Annotated in this window: 19 protein-coding genes; 10 read left to right on the top strand and 9 right to left on the bottom strand. The window is 68.4% G+C overall.

All coding sequences use genetic code 11. The annotated features are described in order from the left end of the window. Nucleotides 1–26 precede the first annotated feature (26 nt). A complete protein-coding gene (locus HBE64_RS24205) occupies nt 27–809 on the top strand; it encodes a maleylpyruvate isomerase family mycothiol-dependent enzyme (RefSeq protein ID WP_167108285.1) in 783 nt (260 codons plus the stop codon). A gap of 44 nt (nt 810–853) precedes the next feature. Beyond that, a complete protein-coding gene (locus HBE64_RS24210) occupies nt 854–1522 on the top strand; it encodes a DsbA family protein (protein WP_243841723.1) in 669 nt (222 codons plus the stop codon). Nucleotides 1523–1559: 37 nt separating this feature from the next. Here the strand turns inward: HBE64_RS24210 and HBE64_RS24215 are convergent, their stop codons facing one another. From HBE64_RS24215 to HBE64_RS24235, 5 genes are all read right to left on the bottom strand, one after another. Beyond that, nucleotides 1560–2030, bottom strand: a complete 471-nt coding sequence (locus HBE64_RS24215) for a DUF4262 domain-containing protein (protein ID WP_371744042.1) — start codon at nt 2028–2030, stop codon at nt 1560–1562. Nucleotides 2031–2127: 97 nt separating this feature from the next. Next, nucleotides 2128–3102, bottom strand: a complete 975-nt coding sequence (locus HBE64_RS24220) for an esterase family protein (protein WP_371744043.1) — start codon at nt 3100–3102, stop codon at nt 2128–2130. Nucleotides 3103–3169: 67 nt separating this feature from the next. After that, on the bottom strand, nt 3170–4306 hold the full coding sequence (nagA, locus tag HBE64_RS24225) for an N-acetylglucosamine-6-phosphate deacetylase (RefSeq protein WP_167108292.1): 1137 nt from the start codon (nt 4304–4306) through the stop codon (nt 3170–3172). Continuing rightward, nucleotides 4307–5092, bottom strand: coding sequence for a glucosamine-6-phosphate deaminase (nagB, locus tag HBE64_RS24230; RefSeq protein WP_167108295.1), 786 nt, complete (start codon nt 5090–5092; stop codon nt 4307–4309). It abuts the gene before it with no gap. 9 nt (nt 5093–5101) lie between these two features. Further along, nucleotides 5102–5572, bottom strand: coding sequence for a PTS glucose transporter subunit IIA (locus HBE64_RS24235; RefSeq protein ID WP_167108298.1), 471 nt, complete (start codon nt 5570–5572; stop codon nt 5102–5104). Between the two features lie 132 nt (nt 5573–5704). Here HBE64_RS24235 and HBE64_RS24240 point away from each other — a divergent pair, with 132 nt between their 5' ends. The 3 genes from HBE64_RS24240 to HBE64_RS24250 all read left to right on the top strand — a co-directional run bounded on the left by HBE64_RS24240 (nt 5705) and on the right by HBE64_RS24250 (nt 8288). Then, nucleotides 5705–7273 (top strand): PTS transporter subunit EIIC, encoded by a 1569-nt coding sequence (locus tag HBE64_RS24240; RefSeq protein ID WP_167108302.1) that lies wholly within the window; start codon nt 5705–5707, stop codon nt 7271–7273. Nucleotides 7274–7446: 173 nt separating this feature from the next. Continuing rightward, nucleotides 7447–7899: a DUF732 domain-containing protein gene (locus HBE64_RS24245; protein ID WP_167108305.1), complete on the top strand. Its 453-nt coding sequence runs from the start codon at nt 7447–7449 to the stop codon at nt 7897–7899. A gap of 104 nt (nt 7900–8003) precedes the next feature. Continuing rightward, nucleotides 8004–8288 carry a hypothetical protein gene (locus tag HBE64_RS24250; protein ID WP_167108308.1) on the top strand — a complete coding sequence of 95 codons (285 nt, stop codon included), beginning with the start codon at nt 8004–8006 and terminating at the stop codon, nt 8286–8288. Between the two features lie 3 nt (nt 8289–8291). On the opposite strand, the gene HBE64_RS24255 is transcribed toward HBE64_RS24250, so the two are convergent. Further along, nucleotides 8292–9680 (bottom strand): wax ester/triacylglycerol synthase family O-acyltransferase, encoded by a 1389-nt coding sequence (locus HBE64_RS24255; RefSeq protein WP_167108311.1) that lies wholly within the window; start codon nt 9678–9680, stop codon nt 8292–8294. Nucleotides 9681–9878: 198 nt separating this feature from the next. On the opposite strand from HBE64_RS24255, the gene HBE64_RS24260 reads away from it, so the two are divergent. Further along, nucleotides 9879–11111, top strand: a complete 1233-nt coding sequence (locus tag HBE64_RS24260) for an acyltransferase (RefSeq protein ID WP_167108314.1) — start codon at nt 9879–9881, stop codon at nt 11109–11111. 134 nt (nt 11112–11245) lie between these two features. Continuing rightward, nucleotides 11246–11950, top strand: coding sequence for a GDSL lipase (locus HBE64_RS24265; RefSeq protein WP_167109596.1), 705 nt, complete (start codon nt 11246–11248; stop codon nt 11948–11950). A gap of 10 nt (nt 11951–11960) precedes the next feature. Here the strand turns inward: HBE64_RS24265 and HBE64_RS24270 are convergent, their stop codons facing one another. Next, a complete protein-coding gene (locus tag HBE64_RS24270) occupies nt 11961–12788 on the bottom strand; it encodes a DUF4344 domain-containing metallopeptidase (protein ID WP_167109597.1) in 828 nt (275 codons plus the stop codon). Nucleotides 12789–12929: 141 nt separating this feature from the next. Between HBE64_RS24270 and HBE64_RS24275 the strand changes: the two genes are divergently transcribed. Together HBE64_RS24275 and HBE64_RS24280 are read left to right on the top strand one after the other, a co-directional pair. Next, nucleotides 12930–14525, top strand: coding sequence for a S53 family peptidase (locus HBE64_RS24275; protein WP_243841444.1), 1596 nt, complete (start codon nt 12930–12932; stop codon nt 14523–14525). After that, nucleotides 14522–15262 carry a hypothetical protein gene (locus HBE64_RS24280; protein WP_167108317.1) on the top strand — a complete coding sequence of 247 codons (741 nt, stop codon included), beginning with the start codon at nt 14522–14524 and terminating at the stop codon, nt 15260–15262. The genes HBE64_RS24275 and HBE64_RS24280 overlap by 4 nt, the downstream gene beginning before the upstream one ends. Before the next feature lie 4 nt (nt 15263–15266). Here the strand turns inward: HBE64_RS24280 and HBE64_RS24285 are convergent, their stop codons facing one another. Both HBE64_RS24285 and HBE64_RS24880 read right to left on the bottom strand, forming a co-directional pair. Continuing rightward, nucleotides 15267–16157 carry an aminoglycoside phosphotransferase family protein gene (locus tag HBE64_RS24285; protein WP_167108320.1) on the bottom strand — a complete coding sequence of 297 codons (891 nt, stop codon included), beginning with the start codon at nt 16155–16157 and terminating at the stop codon, nt 15267–15269. Beyond that, a complete protein-coding gene (locus tag HBE64_RS24880; protein WP_256367280.1) occupies nt 16154–16288 on the bottom strand; it encodes a hypothetical protein in 135 nt (44 codons plus the stop codon). The genes HBE64_RS24285 and HBE64_RS24880 overlap by 4 nt, the downstream gene beginning before the upstream one ends. Between HBE64_RS24880 and hrpA the strand changes: the two genes are divergently transcribed. Then, the gene (hrpA, locus tag HBE64_RS24290; RefSeq protein ID WP_167109599.1) at nt 16281–20258 is read left to right on the top strand and encodes an ATP-dependent RNA helicase HrpA; all 3978 of its coding nucleotides are present in this window, start codon (nt 16281–16283) and stop codon (nt 20256–20258) included. The two genes, HBE64_RS24880 and hrpA, sit on opposite strands and share 8 nt — an antisense overlap. The last annotated feature ends 81 nt before the right edge of the window (nt 20259–20339 follow it).

Below are 20339 nucleotides of genomic sequence, written 5' to 3' on the forward strand. Positions count from 1 at the left end.
AGCCCTGACGAGGAAGTGGTGGCTGGATGAGGACCCTGGACGAACTCCGGACCGCCTTGGAGAGCTGCTACTCGCAGTTCGAGGCCCTGTGTGACGACTTCAGCGAAGCAGACTGGAAAACGCAGTCGCTGTGCCCGGACTGGGACGTGCGTGAGGTCGTCCGGCACGTCACCAGCATCGAGGCCGTGATGGCCGGCTGGCTACCCGAGGACACCACCACCCCGCCGCCGTTCGAACGGGCAGCGGAGTTCCTCGCCGGGACCGACGACACCGCCGTCCTGGTCGACAAGGTCCACGCGGTCTATGACCGACGGCGACGCGACCTCGCCGCGCTGACCGACGAGGATCTGCAGCGCCCGTCGTGGATGCCCGTCGGGCCCGGCACCTACGGCCGATTCCTGGAGATCCGGGTGTTCGACTTCTGGGTACACGAGCGCGACATCACCACCCCGCTGGGCCGCAAGACCGACGACAGCACACTGACCGCCGAGATGTCACTGGATGAGGTGGAGGGCTCGATCGGCTACATCGCCGGCAAGAAGGTCGGCCTGCCCGACGGCAAGAGCCTGGCGATCCGGCTCACCGGGCCGGTGGTCCGCGACATCAACGTCCGCGTCGACGGCAGAGCGAAACGGGTCGACCACCTGGTGAACCCGGACACCACGCTGACGGCGGACTCGACGACGTTCATCCAGCTCGCCTGCGGCCGCATCGACCCGCAGGCCCAGATCGACTCCGGTGCGGTCAGCTGGACCGGCGACGCCGAGATCGGCGAGCGGGCCGCGCGCAACCTCAGGTTCACGATGTGAGCGGGGGGATTCGAGTCGAGTCGGTGGACTTCCACTTCGACGTCATGTGCCCGTACGCCTATCAGACCTCGAAGTGGATCCGTGCGGTGCGCGACCAGACCGGTCTGGTGGTCAACTGGCGGTTCTTCAGCCTCGAGGAGATCAATCGCCAGGACGGCAAGAAGCATCCGTGGGAGCGTGACTGGTCCTACGGCTGGTCGATGATGCGTATCGGAGCCCTGCTGCGCAGGCAGTCGATGGCCGCCGTCGACGCCTGGTACGAGCGTGCCGGACGGGCCCTGCACGAGGACGGTCACAAACCGCACGATCCCGCCGTCGCCCGGCATCTGTTGTCCGAGTTGGGTTTCGACCCCGCACTGGTCGATGAGGCCATCGCCGACCCGACGACCAACGACGAGGTGATGGCCGACCACCGGCGCGTCGTCGACGCCGACGGGTATGGGGTGCCGACGCTGTTCTTCCCCGACGGGCAGTGCCTGTTCGGGCCGGTGCTGATCGACCCGCCCACCGGTGCGGCGGCCGTACGGCTGTGGGACGCCGTGGCCGCGTGGACGGAGTTCCCGCATCTCTACGAGCTCCAGCGGCCGAAGACCGCCGCCGACGGGCAGCTGATCACCGAGACCTTCCGCCCCTATCTGGAGGCCCGCGACTGGGTGTCGATCAATCGGGGTGAAGTGATCAACTTCAACACAGCAGCCCCGGAAAGCAGCTGACCCAGAACAACTTCGGCCTCTGATGGCAACGTGCTCACTATCGTCGAGCACCGGGACTAGCGGGCGCCCTGATCCCGACGACGGGCTGGCGGCTCTGCTGATCGCAGAAGTCCGCCGCCCACGGCCACCGGCCGCGGCCGTCAGCCCAGACCAGCTGGAAGGCGCGGATAGGCCCGAAGATCGCCACCGCCGCCGGCAGGTGCACATCAGGATGGTCGACCTCGACCACCTCGGCCAGTGGCCCGCCGGGCAGGACGAATTGCAGTCCCGGTGAGAGTTCCAGCCCGTCGAGTTGCCGTTGTGCCGAGCCGTTCAGCGTGCGGGCGGCGCGGGCGGGGGAGACGTTGGTCATCAGCAGTTCCGGCAGCCCGTATGCCGTCATCCCCGCGGTGTAGGCGAACGGCATCTTCGGGTCCTCCACGTACTGCACCGCCCACCCACGCTTGTCGATCTTGGCGCGAATGACATCGAGGTAGTCGGCAACGGTGCTGCCGGGGTGATCGCACATCCAGCACATGGGGTCCCCTCTCGTCGGTGGTACCGACACAATGCACCAGGGGTCCGACAAATTATCGAACATCAGTTCGACACAGCTGGCGGCGCCGTCACGCAGCGGGCGTGGCCCCCAGCACCCGTTGCAGGTCACCCTTCATCGCCTGCAGCTGGGCACCCCAGTAGCCCCAGCTGTGAGTGCCGTTGGGCGGGAAGTTGAACACCGCGTTGTGCCCGCCGGCGGCCAGGTACTTGCGCTGGAACTCCTTGTTGGTGTCGAGGGTGATGTTCTCCAGGTAGCCGGCGGTGAACAGGCCGCCGAAACTGGGGTCGTCGGTGTTGTCGAGGTCCGACGGTGCGCCGGTGCCGCAGTACACCCACACCGCGGTGCCGTTGGCCACCAGCCGCGCGATGTTGACCGTCGGGTCGTTGCGCCGCCACGCCGGGTCGCTGCCGGCGCCCCACATGTCGCGGGCGCTGAAGCCGCCGGCATCGCGCATCGCCACTCCGATCAGCGTCGGCCACAGTCCCAGTGAGGGATTCAGGAACCCGGACAGGCTGGCGGCGAAGATGAACTGCAGCGGGTGCCAGATCGCCAGGGTCAGCGCCGAGCCGCCCGACATCGACAAGCCGACCACCGCGTTGCCCGTCGGGGCGATCTGCCGGTTGGCGGCCAGCCAGGCGGGCAGTTCCTGGGTCAGGAACGTCTCCCACTTGTAGGTGACGGTCCCGGCCGAGCCGGCGGCGGGCCGGTACCAGTCGCTGTAGAAGCTCGACTGGCCGCCGACCGGCATCACGATCGACAGCCCGGACTGGAAGTACCACTCGAACGCGGCGGTGTTGATGTCCCAGCCGTTGGCGTCGTCCTGCGCGCGCAACCCGTCGAGCAGGTACACCGCATGCGGTCCGCCGCCCTGAAACTCCACCCGGATGGTGCGGCCCATCGCCGGGGACGGGATGTCCAACTGCTCGACGGGCAGGCCTTCCCGCGAGTAGGCGGCCGCGGGAGCGGTCTGGCCGGTGACGGTGAATCCGGCGGCCAGCAGCGCGGCACCCACGACGGCGGCTAGCCGCTTGACTGAGAACACGACAGGGACGCTAACAATGCCGAGCCCGGCCGCCCGGGTCGCCACACCTGCCGTAATGCCTTTGTGATCAGGGGGTTTGCCACCGACCGCCGTGCATCACCGCGGCCACCGTCAGCGCATCGTCGAGGACCACCAGATCGGCGCGGGCGCCCGCGACCAGGTCCGGCGGCGGAAGGCCCAGGGCCCGGGCGGGATTGCGCGATGACGCCGCGACCGCGTGCTGAAGTGCCTCGTCTCGGGGCAGCCCGCTGTGCTCGACGGCGAACCGGAAGACCCGGTCCATGGTGGCGGTGCTGCCGGCGATGGTCTGGGTGCCCGTAAGCCGTGCCACCCCGTCGGCGACGTCCACGGCCAGTGTCCCGATCCGATAGGACCCGTCAGCCATGCCCGCGGCGGCCATCGCATCGGTGATCAGCGACACCCGATCCGGTCCCGCACTGCGCACGACGTGCCGGTACAGCGCGCCGTGCACGTGCACCCCGTCGGTGATCACCTCGACGGTGACCCGCGGATCCTCCAGCAGGGCGATCACCGGGCCCGGTTCGCGGTGGTGGATCGGGCGCATCGCGTTGAACAGATGTGTGCCGACCGTCGCCCCGGCCTCGATCGCCACCCGGGCCTGCTCATAGGTGGCATCGGTATGGCCCAGTGCCGCAACCGAACCCGCGGCCACGATGCGCTCGATGGCGGCCAGTGCGCCGGTGCGCTCCGGCGCCAGCGTCACCATCCGGATCGTGCCGTCGCCGGCGGCCAGAACGCGTTCCACTTCGGCGGGATCGGGATCGCGCAACAGCGCCGGGTCGTGCGCCCCACAGCGCCCGACTGCCAGCCACGGACCCTCCAGATGGATACCGGCGATCACACCGTCGTGCACCTGATCGGCCAGCGCCCGTACCTGATCCACCAGCTCGGCGCGCCCCGCGGCGACCAGCGAGGCCACCACCGTCGTGGTGCCGTGGGCGCGGTGCATTGCCACCGCGGCCGCAGTCGCCGCGCCGTCGGCTGCCGAGAAGTCCGCACCGCCGCCGCCGTGCACGTGGGTGTCGACGAACCCGGGCACCACGGTCGCCGCACCCAGATCCCGGTCGGCAGCGCGCGGCGGCGCACCGGCGCCAGTCGCTCGCACGGTGGTCCCGGAGACATCAATCCAGCCCGGCCGCAACAACTCTCGGCCGGTAAGGATGGTCGCGGCGGTCAGCAGCACTCAGATGCCCTGCCAGTCGGGCTTGGACAGATACGTTTCGCGGTAGTAGTCGGCGAGCTGCAGACGGCGCGCGGCGCTGCCGTCGAGCAGCACCGTCACGTGCGGGTGGTGCTGCAGGATCGTGGCCGGCCACATCGCACTGACGGGCCCTTCGACGAGCTGATGCACCGCCTCGGCCTTGGCGCGTCCGGTGGCCACCAGGATGACGTGGCGAGCTTCGGAGATCGTGCCCAGACCCTGGGTCAGACAATGAGTAGGCACCAGATCGACGTTGCCGCCGAAGAATCGGGCGTTGTCGATTCGGGTCTGCCGGGTCAGGGTCTTGATCCGGGTGCGGGAGGCCAGCGACGAGCCGGGCTCGTTGAACCCGATGTGCCCGTCGGTGCCGATCCCCAGGATCTGCAGGTCCACCCCGCCGGCCGCCCGGATCGCGGCCTCGTAGGCCGCGCACGATGCCGGGATGTCGGCGGCCAGCCCGTCGGGGCCGTCGACCGCGCCGGGCGCGAAGTCGACGCGGGAGACGAACACCGAGTCGATGACATTGCGGTAGCGCTCGGGATGATCGGCGGGCAAGCCGACGTACTCGTCGAGGGTGAACCCGCGCGCCTGGCGAAACGAGATCCGGCCTGCGTCGTAACGCGCGGTGAGCTCGTCGTAGATGGCCAGCGGCGAGGAGCCGGTGGCCAATCCCAACACCGCCGCGGGCTTGCCGACGAGCAGCGCCTCGATGGCGTCGGCGGCCAGAACGCCGATCTGCCCGGCGTCCTCGGTGATGATGACCTCCACCACGAGCTCCTATTTGTTTGCGGTGAAAAGCGTTGAGCCCACATCAATTCCAGCGCCGGCCACGACGGCCTCGCCGGCGACGACGTTACCCGGCTCCCGTTCGTCCATGACGACCACCGGGACGATCGGATTGAGGCCCGCCGACACGATCGACGGGACGTCATAGGTGATCACCTTCTGCCCGGCGGTGACGGTGTCGCCCTCGGCGAGGTGGGCGTGAAATCCCTGGCCCTGCAGCGCGACGGTGTCCAGGCCCAGATGCACCAGGACGCCGACGTTGTCGGTGGTCATGATGACGTAGGCGTGCGGCATCAGCTTGAGGATTCGCCCGCTGACCGGTGCGACCGCGTCGAGGACTTCGTGGGGCGGGTCGACCGCGGCGCCGTATCCGACCATCCCTTGGGAGAACACCGGATCCGGAATGTCAGCCAGCGCGACGGCGCGTCCGGCGACCGGTGCGAGGACAGGCGTGCTGCTCACGGCGACTCCTTTGGCTCTGGTGGTCAAAGAATAGTGACTCGACGCTCGCCGCCGTGGCCGAAACAGCCGCTCACGTGCAGCCATTGTGGTTTAAGCTTCCGCTGAGCTGCGACATAGGGAGGTCAGCCGAATATGAGTGAGGCAGCCAAAGGAGCAGGGGCACAACGCAAATCGGGATTGAGAATCCCCGGCTTCGCGCAGTTGCAGCGGCTCGGCAAGAGTTTGATGCTGCCCATCGCCGTCCTCCCCGCGGCAGGCATCCTGCTGCGCCTGGGCCAGAACGACCTGCTGGGCCGGATCAAGGCACCCGTCATCGGATCGTTCTTCCAGGCGATGAGCGCCGCAGGCGGTGCGCTGTTCACCAACCTGCCGCTGCTGTTCGCGGTCGGCGTCGCCATCGGATTCGCCCGCAAGGCAGACGGCTCCACGGCATTGTCGGCGGCCGTCGGCTACCTGGTGATGCAGGCGGTGTTCAAGACGATGTCGCCGGTCGTGCTCCAGGGACAACTCGACAAGGCCGGCGAGCAGGCTCAGATCAACTACAGCGTGTTCGGTGGCATCATCATCGGCCTGCTCACCGCCTGGCTGTTCGACCGCTATCACACCATCAAGCTGCCGTCCTACCTCGGTTTCTTCGGCGGCCGCCGTTTCGTGCCGATCGTCGTGTCGCTGGTGTCGCTGGGGGTGTCCTTCGCGATGAGCTACTTCTATCCGGTCTTCGACGCCGGCCTCACCGGCCTCGGCAAGTTCATCGGCGGGGCGGGCGCGCTGGGGGCATTCGTCTACGGCTTCGCCAACCGCATGCTGATTCCCCTTGGGCTGCACCACATCCTGAACTCCTACGTGTGGTTCATCTACGGCAGCTACCCGACCTCTGATGGGCATGTCGTCACCGGTGAGCTCAGCCGGTTCGCCGCTGGCGATCCCAGCGCCGGCCTGCTCACCTCAGGCTTCTACCCGATCCTGATGTTCGGTCTGCCCGCCGCGGCGCTGGCGATGATCCACGTCGCCAACAAGAAACAGCGCAAGGTCGCCTTCGGCATCCTCTCGGCTGCGGCGCTGACGGCGTTCCTCACCGGTGTCACCGAGCCACTCGAGTTCGCCTTCATGTTCGTGGCATTCCCGCTCTACGTCGTGCACGCGCTGCTGACGGGCCTGTCACTGGCGATCGCCTACCTGCTCGACATCCACCTCGGGTTCTCGTTCTCGGCGGGGCTGATCGACCTTCTGCTCTACGGCACCGCCCCCGCAGCCAAGAACATTCCGCTGCTGATTGTGATGGGTCTGGTGTTCTTCGCCGTCTACTACCTGCTGTTCCGGTTCGCGATCACGAAGTGGAACATGCGCACACCCGGGCGTGAGCCCGAGGGCGAGTTCGAGGCCGAGGAGAAGGCCAACGTCAGCGAGGGCACCGAATCTGCCACCTCGGTCGCCGCCGGGGCCGCGGTCGCCACGGCGCCGGCCACCGTCGACACCAAGGCCGAGCAGTTGATCGCCGCCTTCGGCGGCCGGGAGAACCTGCGCACCGTCGATGCCTGCATCACCCGGCTGCGGATGGAGGTCGCCGACCCCACCAAGGTGGATCACGATCGGTTACGGGCCTTGGGGGCAGCCGGTGTCATCGAAGTAGGCAACAGCGTGCAAGCCGTGTTCGGAACCCAGGCCGAGGCGCTCAAGAACGACATCCAGGACGCGTTGTAGCCGTCGGGGCGAGGCTGTTTCGTAGCCGTGCCGCACAGATCACGCAGAGGAAACGCATAGGCGTCGAACCTTTATAGCTCTGTGGCCGTGTCGTGACTCAAGTAGCCCATTGTTACCAAAGTGATGTTTGTGGCTCTTGCTTCTGAGCCGACAGAGCCAGATGAGGGAACCACATGGGCGCTTTCCGCTTCGAGATATTCGCTGTCACCGCCGGGGTGTTCGTCGCCGCCACCACCTGGCCGGCGCAGGCCCACGCCGACCCGACCGACCTCACCGGTGTGCTGAGCACTGTCGGGATCGGAAACGGCGGACCTATCACGGCGCTGATCGAACAGATCGGTCAACAGATCTGCCCGTTGTTGGTGAAGCCGGGGAGCAGCCTGGTATCCGGCGCCACCGAGGCCAGCGGCCACGGGGGCCTCGCGTCCCAGGTCACCGGATTCGTCGCAGAGCAGGCCATCCAGTCCCAATGCCCGGCAGTCATGACGCAGCTGGCCAACGGAAATTTCGGGCCGCTCATGCAACTGCTGAACACTGCCAACCAGGCGTCGGGCACGCTCAACACGCTGAGCGGCACTGCCGTGCCGTCGATCGCAGTACCGCAAGCGGGATTGCTCAGCCCCTGAACCCGGTGGCCGCAACCGTCGGGCGCGGGTAACGGGTGTAGCTGCGGCGCCGATAACGTGGTTAGGTTTGGGTGGGCCGTGGACGGCCCTGAAGGCGGAATCGAGTGACTGTGAAGCAACGGGTCGTCATCGGGTTGGGTGTGGTGTCGCTTGCCCTCAGCGCGGTGGCACTGGCCGCGCCGGCCTCGGCTGACTGCCCGACCGGGACGGTGCCGACCCGGTTCCCCGGCGTGTGCACGGCAGGCCAGTCCGGCGGGCAGCCGCCCACGGTGATCAATCCCTCGGACGTGACGACCAACATCGCGCCCGGCCAGATCCCCACCATGAACGGCGTGCCCTGCAACCTCTCTCACCAGGGCACTTGCTGGGGTTTCGCGCAGAATCCCTGATCCTCAGGGCACCGGTACCAGACCTGCGGCGACTTCGAGTTCGCGCAGCGCGGGCTCGAGTGCGTCGGAGATCTCGTCGATGTCCCCGGCGATCTCGGGAGTGCTGGCCAGACCGAAATCCAGCGCCCCGCGATAGCTGAAGCAGGTGATGTTCAAGCCGACGTCGAGCATCAGCGGGCCGATCGGGACCAGCCGCTCGACCGGCGCGCCGGCCAGGTAGAGCGGGTAGTCCGGCCCGGGCACGTTGGAGACCACCAGGTTGATCGGCACCACCCGATCCCCAAGATGCGCCGCCGAGTACGCCCGCACCGCCAATCCGAGCAGGCCCGGCGGCGTCGTCTCGGTCAATCCCACGAGCTGATGGTCCGACAGCGTCCGCGCCATCTCCTTGGCGCCCTGGGAGTTCTCGTAGATCGCCGCGATACGTTCGGCGGGGTCCTCGATATCGGTGGCCAGGCTGACCGTGGTGGAGGTGATCTGGTTGCCACCGGTGGAGGCTTCGGTGTGGGTGGACACCGGGATCTGGGCCACCAGCGGGCGGTCCGGCAGCTCGCCGCGCTCCAGCAGATAGCGGCGCAACGCTCCCGAAATAGTCGCTAGCACAACATCATTGACCTTCACGCCAAAGACGTCCTTGACGGCTTTGACCCGGTCGAGCGGCAGGCTGGTGGAGGTCACCCGGCGCCTGGCCGTCAGCGCGGTGTTGAAGCGGGTCGCCGGTGCGTCGAAGAAGTTCGGGGGTTTGTTGGTCACCGACCGCGCCGCCAGCTGCTGGGTGACGCTCTGCTGCACCACCCGCATGACGCGGTAGGGCGTCATGACCGCCAGGTTGAACAAGGCGCCGAGGGCGCGCCGCTCCACCCCGGGCAGGTGCTCGCCCGGGTCGTCGTCCGCGGCGGCGGCCGGTGGCCGGGGCTCGGGGGTGACGTCGAGCAGGATCTCGCTGAGCCCCGCACCGGAAACCCCGTCGACGATCGCGTGATGCATCTTGGTCAGGTACGCCACCCGGCCGCCCTCGAGGCCCTCGATGAACCACAGCTCCCACAGCGGGCGCGTCTTGTCCAACGGGTAGGACATCAAACGACCCAGCAGCACCTCGAGTTCGCGCCGACCGCCCGGGGCGGGCAACGCAACGCGCCGGATGTGATAGTCGATATCCAGCCCGGTGTCCTCGACGAGCCAGGGCCGATCCAGTCCGTGGCGTGCCCCGGCGACCCGATGCCGCAGCAGCGGAATCTCCGGCAGCCGGGCCAGGATCAGCTCGCGAACGGTCTCGAAGCTGAAGCCCGCCACGCCGGTCGGGTCGCAGACACCGAGCGCGCCGATATGCATCGGGCACGTGGTCGTATCGGCCCACCAGAACGCCGCGTCGAGGCCGGAGAGGCGCTGCATGGCGTCACTGTAGGACCGTTGGGTGGACCGGATTCGGCATTCCGTCGATCCCGTCTTTCAGCGACCACACAGGCTTGCGCAACCGGGGTCGGCGGGTGCCCGCTGATAAACTCTGGCGGTCGCCGATGACGTGATGGCGGGGAGGCGGACGGTCGGCAGGGTCGCCGATGTGACGTCGAGATCGGCAAGAAATCGGAAATGGGTGTCGTGCGAACCGGAGAGATCAAAGCGCTTACCGGCCTCCGCATCGTCGCCGCCCTGTGGGTGGTCCTGTTCCATTTTCGTCCGCTGATCTGGGCGGCGTCGCCACGCCTCAAGGAGGATCTGGCACCGCTGCTCAACGCCGGAGCCCAAGGCGTCGACCTGTTCTTCATCCTCAGCGGATTCGTCCTGACCTGGAACTATCTGGAGCGCATGGGGCCGTCCTGGTCCACCCGGGCGACGCTGCACTTCCTGTGGCTGCGGCTGTCGCGGGTGTGGCCGGTTTACCTGGTGACCATGCACATCGCCGCGCTGTGGATCATCTTCACGCTGCACGTGGGCACGGTGCCGTCCCCGGACGTCGAGAAGCTCACCGCGATCAGCTACGTGCGCCAGCTGTTCATGGTGCAGCTGTGGTTCGAGCCGTTCTTCGACGGGACCAGCTGGGACGGCCCGGCCTGGTCGATCAGCGCGGAATGGCTGGCTTACCTGGTGTTCGGCATGGCGGTGCTGGTGATCTTCCGGATGGCCACGGTCACGCGGGCGCGGGGACTGCTGCTGATGGCGTTCGTCGCATCCCTGCCTCCGACCATCCTGCTGCTGGCCAGCGGACACTTCTATACGCCGTGGAGCTGGCTGCCGCGCATCGTGGCCCAGTTCCTGGCCGGCGCGCTGGCCTGTGCCGCCGTCCGCCGGCTACGCCTGACCGATCGCAGCCGCCGCCTGGCCGGCTACTGCGCGGTGCTGATCACCGCGGCGGTCGTCGGGATCCTCTACTACTACGACGCGAACCCGGTCAACGGGATGATCGATCCCGGTGGCGTGGTCGTCGTGTTGTTCATGCCGCTGGTCGTCACGCTGGCGATCGGGGTGGGCAGCCTGCCCGCCGTGCTGTCCACCCGGCTGCTGATCTACGGCGGCAAGATCTCGTTCAGCCTGTACATGGTCCACGAATTGGTGCACACGGCGTGGAACTGGATGGTCGCCGAGTATCAGCTCGACTTCTCCATGGTTATGGCGAAACTCGTCGTGCTCGGATTGATCGTGGCCGCGCTGGCCGGTGCGGCACTGCTGTACCACGGTGTCGAGGAGCCGGCTCGGCGGTGGATGCGGCGCATGGTCGACTTCCGCGACGTCAAGACCATCCGCGCCGAACTGCCGCCCGACCCCGCCGGGGGACGGGTGGCATCGATCGACAGCCGCCCGCCGCGTTCGGCGCGCGCCGGGTGACTTAGCTCCCAGTCCAGCCGTATTGTGCTGCAACGCCTTCCGGTGTGCGCGACGGCGCGTTGAGCGGCGACCGCCGCCGGCAGGCCGTAGAATTCGACGGTCGGGACACGAACCAGTGAGGTGTCTCTTTGTCCCTGAGGGAAGCACTAATTCGGACCGCCGCCGCGGTGTTCTCGGCTGCTGTGGTGCTCGGCGCTGTCGTCGGTCACTCCCCGGCGACGCACGCGTACCAACTGGTCAACCGCGGGTCGGCCGACAACCGTGTCGCGGTGATCGGCGACTCGTACACCACCGGCACCGACGAGGGCGGCCGTGGGCCCCAATCCTGGACCGCGCAAGCCTGGCAGATGCTCGATGGGCAGGGATTCAGAGTCGACGCCGACGTGGCCGCCGAAGGCGGGGCCGGCTACGCGATCCGCGGAAACCGGGGCAGCATCTTCGAAGACCTGACCGTCAGGGCCGTCAAACGCGACGACCAACTGGTGGTCTTCTTCGGTTCACGCAACGACCAACCGGCCGACCAGCAGAAGTTCCCGGTACTCGTGAGCGAGGCCTTCCAGATCGCGCGTCGGGTCGCGCCGGCGGCGAAGCTCCTGGTGATCGGGCCACCCTGGCCCACCGCGAACCCACCCGACACGGTGCTGGCGGTTCGGGACAGTTTGCGCAACCAGGCCAGGGCTGTCGGCGCTGTCTTCGTCGATCCGCTGGCCGAGGGCTGGTTCGTCGGGCGGCCGGATCTGATCGGCTCCGACGGGGTTCACCCCAACGATGCCGGACATGCCTACCTAGCCGAGCAGATCGCGCCGCTGATCCGCAATCAGCTCACCATCCCGCTGTAGGTCACCGCCGTTAGCGAAGATGGGGCTCCAGCAGGGTGCTCCAGCCGCGGGTCAGCTGCTCCCACTCCTGCTCGCATCCCTCGGCCCGATCTTCGGGCAGCGATCCGTCGGAGACGATGTCGGCGTTGGCCTTCGGGTCCGACCCGTAGATCCAGCACTCGAAGTTGTAGGCGCGGGCCCGATCCATGGTGTGCACGTCGGCGAACGCTTCCTTCTCCAGCTCGCCGCCTTCCTCGCTGAGCACGCTGTACTCGCGGGCGGTGTCCCGGGCGGCCTGTACGTAATCGGGGTCGACCTTGCCGGCGTCATCGGGGGCCAGCAGTTCGTAGGCCGAAAGTTGGTCGGCCACATCCTCTTCGCGGCCGGTCACCGGCAGGTCGTAGATGTCGATCGCCATGTGGCCGAGCTCGTGGAAGAACGATGCGATCCCGATGCGCCGTGCGGTGTCCGCCGGATCGGGGTCGCCGGCCTCGGTGAAGACGCGGATGCTCTCGTCGACGTCCTCGTAGCACATCACCAGCTTCTTCTCGTCGCCGTTCCAGAAGTCGTTGGCTTCGCCGCACTGCGATCCGACCACCGGGATGTCGAACGGCAGTCGGAAGCTCTCGGTGACGGCCGCGGCGACATCGTCGAGAAAATGGGTGCGCGCCATGAGATCTCGGCCCTTGATCGCCTCGGGTGTGGTCGCCTCCTCATAGCTGACCACCATCCGGCCGGCCGGCTCGGCTGCGGCGGGCGTCGAGCTCGTCGGGGTCGTCGGGGTCGTGGTCGTCGTCTCGGGAGTGGTTGACGACGCAACGGGCCCGGTGGTGTGCCCGCCACAGCCGGCAGCCAGCATCGCCGCAGTCAGGACCGTCAACACCGCCGGTGTGCGTGCCACCGCGCCTCCTTGCCAGGTTTTCCGCCGACAGCGCATCAGACTAGGCGACGCGCGGTCCGTCGACTTGTTCTCACCGCGGCTGCCGGTGATGCTGTGGGCATGAGCACCCCGCGTCCTGTTCGGAGGATGCTGTTGCCGGTGGTGCTGGCAGTGGTCGTCGCGGTACTCGTCGCCGACCGGGTGACACCGCCGCTGCCCTTCAACCGCATCGGCGGGCCGTACGCCAGACTGCTCGCCCAGTTCGTCGACCTCGGGCCGGCCCGCTCGGATCTGGTGCGACTGACAGCCGAATTGCGCGACTCGTCCCAACCGGTGGCACTGATGTCGTGGGCCCGTGAGCGCGGCCTGGCGGTGCAGTGGCGCGACGGTGATCCGTGGGCAACCGTGGAAGGCCCGCCCCGCCTCGTCGCCGGCGCCCTGGACGTGGCTGTCCACGACTACCGGGGCAAGGGCGGCAACGTGTTCTACGCGTCGCCGCAGCAGCCGGCTGTTCCCGGCGAAGTTGGTGGCGAGGTCGCCGAACTCGGCCGCATTCTCGGCTATACGCCGTATCACGAAGGCGTCCCGCCCACGCCCCCGCTGGACGTCCCCGACGGCGGCCTGCTGCCGACCGAACTGCTGACCGCTTACAACGTCGACGCGCTGGCCGCCGGCGGCTACAACGGCGCCGGCCAAACCGTCGCCGTGTTCGCCTTCGACGGGTTCGACCAGCGCGACATGGACAGCTTCGCCGACTGGTTCACGTTGCCGCGGTTCACCCCCGAGGTGGTCGGCGGCATGCCAGAGCCCCGACGGGGTGAGGCCACCATGGACATTCAGCTGATCCATGCCGTTGCGCCCGCGGCCAAGATCGTGTTGGTCAACGCCCGCTCGACAGTCGAGGGCGACAACGCCTACGTCAAGATCGGCAAGCTGATGGATTCGATCGATCAGCGCTATCCCGGTGCGGTCTGGAGCTTTTCGATCGGCTGGGGGTGTGACCGCATCATGACCCGAGCGGATCTGGCACCGGTCCGCTCCGCGCTGTCGCGCGCCCACCGCAACGGCACCACCGCGTTCGACGCCAGCGGCGACCTCGCCGGCTTGGAGTGCAAGGGTGGCAAGGATTGGTCGGACACACCCAGCCCGGACGACGTCGGCGTCGACGCGGTGGCCTCACTTCCGGAGATGACCGCCGTCGGCGGTACCACGCTGTCGACCGACGCCGACGGGCGGTGGCTGGCCGAACAGGGTTGGTACGACGTGCCGCTGACCCAGGGCAGTGGGGGCGGATCCTCGGCGTTGTTCGGGCGCCCGGCCTGGCAGGTGGGTCTCGAGCATGCCGGACCCCACGACAAGCGGCTGGTTCCGGATGTAGCGGCGGTCGCCGACCCCTTCACCGGAGTCAAGTTCGTGTTCAACCGGCAGGTGCTGGTGGGTGGGGGCACGTCGCAGTCCGCGCCGGTCTGGGCCGGCCTTGCCGCGGTGATGAACCAGTTCCTCGTCGAGCGAGGGCTTGCCCAGTTGGGTGATCTGAACCCGCTGCTCTACGAGTTGTCCCGCGGCGTCGGGCTGCCGGCCTTCCGCGACATCGCCTTGGGCGCCAACGCCGTCACCCCGGTGCTGCCCGGCTACGACATGATCACCGGGCTGGGCAGCCCGAACGTCGAGAACCTGATGAAGGATTTGCTCGTCCTCAAGGCGTTGGATCGATGACCGAGGTGGCCGAATCCGGCGAGGAGGCATTCTCCGGCTACGCCGTGCCGCCGGGACGGTACCGGGCGCACCGGCTGCGCGGTCCCGCCTACTTCGCGACCGTGGGAACGTGGGTCATCCTGCTGGTGCTGGCGATGATGGCGCTGAGCATCCTGACGACACGTATCAGCCATGGCCCCGCCCGTTACATCTGCCCGCCCGACTGCGGCGGCCCGCCCACCGGGCTGCCGGTGGCGACCAACCCGCGGTTCTTCGCCGCGGACGGATCGTTCGCGGTGTCCTATCCCGGGCCGGACAGCGCCTACCAGGTGACCAAGGAACCTATGGGTGTCACGGCGGACTGGAACGGCGGCGATGGCGGCACGCTGCGGCTGTTCAGCGAACCCGCCCGCGGCCGCGATGCCCGACAGGTCGCCGACGACCTGTTGGCCGACAAGTTTCCCGACGCCGTGAAGGACTACGAACTGCCCAATGCGATCCTCGGCTACCAGCCGGGCTACGGCGAGGTCGCCGACGACTGGCCGAAGGGAACCAGCAACGACTCGCAGCATCTGCGGATCATCCTCATCGTCGCGGTGAAGAACGACCTGGCCCTGGTGGCCGGTGCGGTTGGGCCGTTCCACCAGTTCGGTCCCGACTTCGGGCCGGGGCCGCCGTCGGCGGCGAACCTTCAGATCGCCCAGGACATGGGCAAGTACGTCAACAGCTTCATGTGGCGCGGCGACCCGCCGCGGTGACGTCTCACGCCTGGACGGCCTTGGCGAGCGCAATGCAGGTGGTGAGCCAGCCGGTATCGGCGTGCGGACCGTCCTGCAGCGCCCACATCGCGTTGTGCACCATGCGGACCACCACCCACGCCCGTGCCCTGTCCTCGTCGAACCCGGCCGCGTCGACCAGCGTGTAGAACCGGCGCCGCACCCCCTCGCGGACATCCCCGGCCAGCTCGCCCCAGCGGTTCCACAACATCGGGGCGATCTCGTAGTGCGGGTCGCCGTTGACCGGCTTGGGGTCGATCACCAGCCACGGGTCCCGCTGGGCGGCAAGCACATTCGCGTAGTGCAGGTCGGTGTGGATGACGCGCAGCGGCGTGTGGTCCGCAGTCAGGTCGGTGCCCAGGGCCAACGCCTGTTCCACCAGCCGGCGGGGGATCGGCGCGCTGCGGGGCAACTCCGCCAGCTCGCTGTTCCAGCGCTCGACGTAGGAGGTCAGCGTCCGCAGCGCAGGCATGGCCGGGACGTGGATGCGCCGGTACAGGCGGGCGACGACGGCACACGCCTCGACATCGGGCAGACCGGTGAGGTCGGTGGAGTCCAGCCGCTCGAGCAACAGCGCGCGCCGGTGCGGATCGGCACTGAGCAGCCGCACCGCACCGTCGCCGCCCCAGCGCCGCAACGCCAGGTGTTCGTGTTCGGATTCGTCGTCGGGAAAGCTGATCTTGAGCACCGCCGCGGCCCCGCCCGTGGTGCGCACCGGCACAACCAGTGAGCAGTGGCCGTGGTTGGCGGGCCCTTCGGCGGTGAGCTGCCACTGGGCGAGCGCCTCACGGCTGAGCTTGGGCAGCGCGGCGACCCACGCCGCCCACCGCGGACCGCGGCCGGCCATGGTCCGGACGGCGTTGGGCAGCTCGGTCAACTGCTGGTGTCGTCGGGGTGGTCGTCAGCCGGCGGCGGCTGGCGATTGAGCCAATCCTTGAGCCGAAACAGCTGGCTGGCCACGATCCCGAGGCCCACAAGCAATAGACCCACGACGATGGCAATGGTCATTTGTTGCGAGCCTACGCATATCCTGGCCAGAGTGTCCGAACGGTCCAGCGACGAGTTGCGCGAGGTGCGCGCGCTGCGCGCCCGCCTCGACGGGTTGACCATCCGCGATGCCGCCCGGCTGGGTCGTCGGCTCAAGTCGCTGCGCGACGTCACCCCGGAGAAGGTCGCGCAGATCGCCGAGCAGGTCGCCGCCGCCGAGGCGCTGGTCGCCACCCGGGCGGCGGCCGTGCCGGCGATCACCTACCCCGATCTGCCCGTTAGCGAGCGCCGCGACGATCTGGCCCGGGCGATCAGCGAGCACCAGGTCGTGGTGGTCGCGGGGGAGACCGGGTCCGGCAAGACCACCCAGCTGCCCAAGATCTGCCTGGAGCTGGGCCGCGGAATCCGAGGCACCATCGGCCACACCCAGCCGCGCCGGCTGGCCGCCCGCACCGTCGCCCAGCGGATCGCCGACGAACTCGGCACCCCGCTGGGCGAGGCGATCGGCTACACAGTGCGGTTCACCGACCAGGCCAGCGACCGCACGCTGGTCAAGTTGATGACCGACGGCATCCTGCTCGCCGAGATCCAGCGCGACCGGCGGCTCCTGCGCTACGACACCCTGATCCTCGACGAAGCCCACGAACGCAGCCTCAACGTCGACTTCCTGCTCGGCTACCTCCGTGAGCTGCTGCCGCGCCGGCCCGACCTGAAGGTCATCGTCACCTCGGCAACGATCGAGCCTGAGCGGTTCGCGGCCCACTTCGGCGGTGCCGAAATTGGACGGAGCGGTGGTGCGCCGATCGTCGAGGTCTCCGGCCGCACCTACCCCGTCGAGATCCGTTACCGCCCTTTGGAAGTCGCCGTCACGGCCGATGACGTCGACGACCCCGACGATCCCGATCACGAGATCGTCCGCACCGAGATACGCGACCAGACCGAGGCGATCGTCGACGCGATCGCCGAACTGGAAGCCGAACCGCCCGGCGATGTGTTGGTGTTCCTGTCCGGTGAGCGCGAGATCCGCGACACCGCAGAAGCGTTGCGCGGGTTGCGCAATACAGAGGTGCTGCCGCTGTACGCGCGGTTGCCGACCGCCGAGCAGCAGCGGGTGTTCCAGCCGCATACCGGCCGGCGGGTGGTGCTGGCCACCAATGTCGCGGAGACGTCGCTGACGGTGCCCGGTGTCCGATACGTGGTGGACCCCGGAACGGCACGAATCTCGCGCTACAGCAGGCGAACCAAGGTGCAGCGCTTGCCGATCGAGCCCATTTCGCAGGCTTCGGCGGCACAGCGTGCCGGCCGCTCCGGACGCACGGCGCCCGGGGTGTGCATCCGGCTCTACTCGGAGGCCGACTTCCAGGCACGCCCCCGTTACACCGATCCGGAGATCCTGCGCACCAATCTGGCCGCGGTGATCCTGCAGATGGCCGCCCTGCAACTCGGCGACATCGAGGACTTTCCGTTCCTGGACCCGCCGGACCGGCGCAGCATCCGTGACGGCGTCCAATTGCTGCAGGAGCTGGGGGCTTTCGACGACGCGGGGCAGATCACCGACATCGGTCGCCGGCTCGCGCAGCTGCCGGTCGATCCGCGGCTGGGCCGGATGATTCTGCAGGCCGACAGCGAAGGGTGCGTGCGGGAAGTCCTGGTACTCGCCGCGGCGTTGTCCATCCCCGACCCGCGGGAACGCCCCGCGGATCGGGAGGAGGCGGCCCGGCAGAAGCACGCCCGGTTCGCCGACGAACACTCCGACTTCCTGTCCTATCTGAACCTGTGGCGCTACCTCACGGAGCAGCGGAAGACGCTGTCCGGCAGTGCGTTTCGGCGGATGTGCCGCGACGAGTTCCTGCACTATCTCCGCATCCGGGAATGGCAGGACCTCACCGGGCAGCTGCGCAGCATCGCCCGCGACATCGGCATCCGCGAGTCCGACGACCGCGAACCGGCCGATCCCGCCCGGGTCCATGCGGCGCTGGTGGCGGGCCTGCTCTCGCATATCGGCCTGCGCGAAGGTGATTCGCGGGACTACACCGGCGCCCGCAACTCGAAGTTCGTGCTGGCGCCCGGTTCGGTGCTGACCAAACGCCCGCCGCGCTGGATCGTGGTGGCCGACCTGGTGGAGACCAGCCGGCTCTACGGGCGCATCGCCGCGCGTATCGATCCCGACATCGTCGAGCAGGTGGCGGGAAATCTGCTGCAACGCACCTACAGTGAGCCGCACTGGGATGCCCAGCGCGGCACCGCGATGGCCTTCGAACGGGTGACGCTCTACGGTCTGCCGCTGGTCCCGCGCCGCCGGGTCAGCTATGCCCAGGTCGACCCGGCGGTGTCCCGTGAGCTGTTCATCCGTCACGCCCTGGTCGACGGCGAGTGGCAGACCCGGCATCACTTCTTCCGCGACAACACGGCGCTGCGCGCCGAACTGGCCGAAATCGAGGAGCGTGCCAGACGCCGCGACCTGCTCGTCGGTGACGACGAGATCTACGCGTTCTACGACAGCCGGATTCCCGCCGACGTGGTCTCGGTGCGCCACTTCGACGGCTGGTGGAAGAAGCAGCGTCACCGCACCCCGGACCTGCTGACGTTCACCCGCGATGACCTGTTGCGGGTCGACGACGCCGACGCCGACCGTCCCGACACCTGGCAGGCCGGCGACTTGTCTCTGCCGCTGAGCTACCGGTTCGAGCCGGGCGCTGCCGACGACGGTGTGACGGTGCACGTGCCGGTCGAAGTGCTCGCCCGGTTGGGCGGTGACGAGTTCGGCTGGCAGGTGCCTGCACTGCGTGAGGAGCTGGTGACCGCACTGATCCGGTCGCTGCCGAAAGACCTGCGGCGCAACTTCGTTCCCGCACCCGACACCGCCAAGGCGCTGCTGTCTGCGATCACCCCCGACGGTGCACCCCTGCTGGAGACGCTGCAACGCGAATTGCACCGGCGCACCGGTGTTCTCGTCCCGATCAGCGCGTTCGATCTGGACAAGCTGCCCGCGCACCTGCGGGTCACCTTCGCGGTCCAGGGCGCCGACGGTACCGAGGTGGCCCGTGGCAAGGACCTCGAGGTCCTCCAGGACAAACTGGCCGGCTCGGCGCGCCAGGCGGTCGCCAGAACCGTGGGCGCCGACCTGGAACGGGCCGGGCTGCGAGGCTGGCCCGAGGACCTCGACACACTGCCGCGCAGCGTCGAACGTGCCGTCGGCGGGCACGTCGTGAAGGGCTACCCGGGATTCGTCGACGCCGGCGCCACCGTCGACATCCGGGTGTTCGCCACCGAGTCCGAACGCGATCCGGCGATGGCGGCAGGTCTGCGGCGACTATTGCGGCTTGCGGTCGCCTCCCCGGTCAAGTCGTTGGAGAAGGCGTTGGATCCGCGGACCCGTCTGGTGCTCGCCACCAATCCCGACGGGACGCTGGCCGCTCTGCTCGACGACTGCGCCGACGCCGCCGTCGACGTGCTGGCCACCGCCCCGGTGTGGACCAAAGCCGATTTCGGCGTCCTGCGCGACCGGGTGAGCACGGCACTGCCCGGGACGACGCGTGAGGTGCTCGGCCGGGTCGAGAAGGTGTTGGTGGCGCTGCAGGAGGTCGAGGTGGCGCTACCCGAGCGGCCGTCTTCGTCGAATGCCGACGCGGTGGCCGATATCCGTGCCCAGCTCGCGGGGCTGCTGCCCGAGCGCTTCGTCACCGCCACCGGGGCGGCGCACCTCGCAGATCTTGCCCGGTACCTCACCGCCGTCGTCCGCCGCCTCGAACGGCTACCGCATGCGCTGGGTGCCGACCGTGACCGCATGGCGCGGGTGCACGCCGTGCGCGACGCGTATACCGAACTGCTGCAAGCACTTTCACCGGCGCGCGCAGCGGCATCTGATGTGCGCGACATCGCCAGGATGATCGAGGAGTTCCGGGTGAGTCTGTGGGCCCAGCAACTCGGGACCCCCAAGCCGGTCAGCGAACAACGCATCTACCGGGCGATCGACGCGATCCTGTCCTGACCGCATGTCCCCCAATCGGTGGACACGTCGTGTCCCCTGATCGGGGGACAAGCGCGCCATCAACTACATCGTTGGTTTGCC

Source organism: Mycobacterium sp. DL592 (genome assembly GCF_011694515.1).
Classification (GTDB): Bacteria; Actinomycetota; Actinomycetes; order Mycobacteriales; family Mycobacteriaceae; genus Mycobacterium.

Coding starts and splice junctions, on each gene's coding strand:
- HBE64_RS24205 (WP_167108285.1), top strand. CDS start 27: ATGAGGACCCTGGACGAACTCCGGACCGCCTTGGAGAGCTGCTACTCG.
- HBE64_RS24210 (WP_243841723.1), top strand. CDS start 854: ATGTGCCCGTACGCCTATCAGACCTCGAAGTGGATCCGTGCGGTGCGC.
- HBE64_RS24215 (WP_371744042.1), bottom strand. CDS start 2,030: ATGTGCGATCACCCCGGCAGCACCGTTGCCGACTACCTCGATGTCATT.
- HBE64_RS24240 (WP_167108302.1), top strand. CDS start 5,705: ATGAGTGAGGCAGCCAAAGGAGCAGGGGCACAACGCAAATCGGGATTG.
- HBE64_RS24245 (WP_167108305.1), top strand. CDS start 7,447: ATGGGCGCTTTCCGCTTCGAGATATTCGCTGTCACCGCCGGGGTGTTC.
- HBE64_RS24255 (WP_167108311.1), bottom strand. CDS start 9,680: ATGCAGCGCCTCTCCGGCCTCGACGCGGCGTTCTGGTGGGCCGATACG.
- HBE64_RS24260 (WP_167108314.1), top strand. CDS start 9,879: ATGGGTGTCGTGCGAACCGGAGAGATCAAAGCGCTTACCGGCCTCCGC.
- HBE64_RS24270 (WP_167109597.1), bottom strand. CDS start 12,788: ATGCTGGCTGCCGGCTGTGGCGGGCACACCACCGGGCCCGTTGCGTCG.
- HBE64_RS24275 (WP_243841444.1), top strand. CDS start 12,930: ATGAGCACCCCGCGTCCTGTTCGGAGGATGCTGTTGCCGGTGGTGCTG.
- HBE64_RS24280 (WP_167108317.1), top strand. CDS start 14,522: ATGACCGAGGTGGCCGAATCCGGCGAGGAGGCATTCTCCGGCTACGCC.
- hrpA (WP_167109599.1), top strand. CDS start 16,281: ATGGTCATTTGTTGCGAGCCTACGCATATCCTGGCCAGAGTGTCCGAA.
- HBE64_RS24880 (WP_256367280.1), bottom strand. CDS start 16,288: ATGACCATTGCCATCGTCGTGGGTCTATTGCTTGTGGGCCTCGGGATC.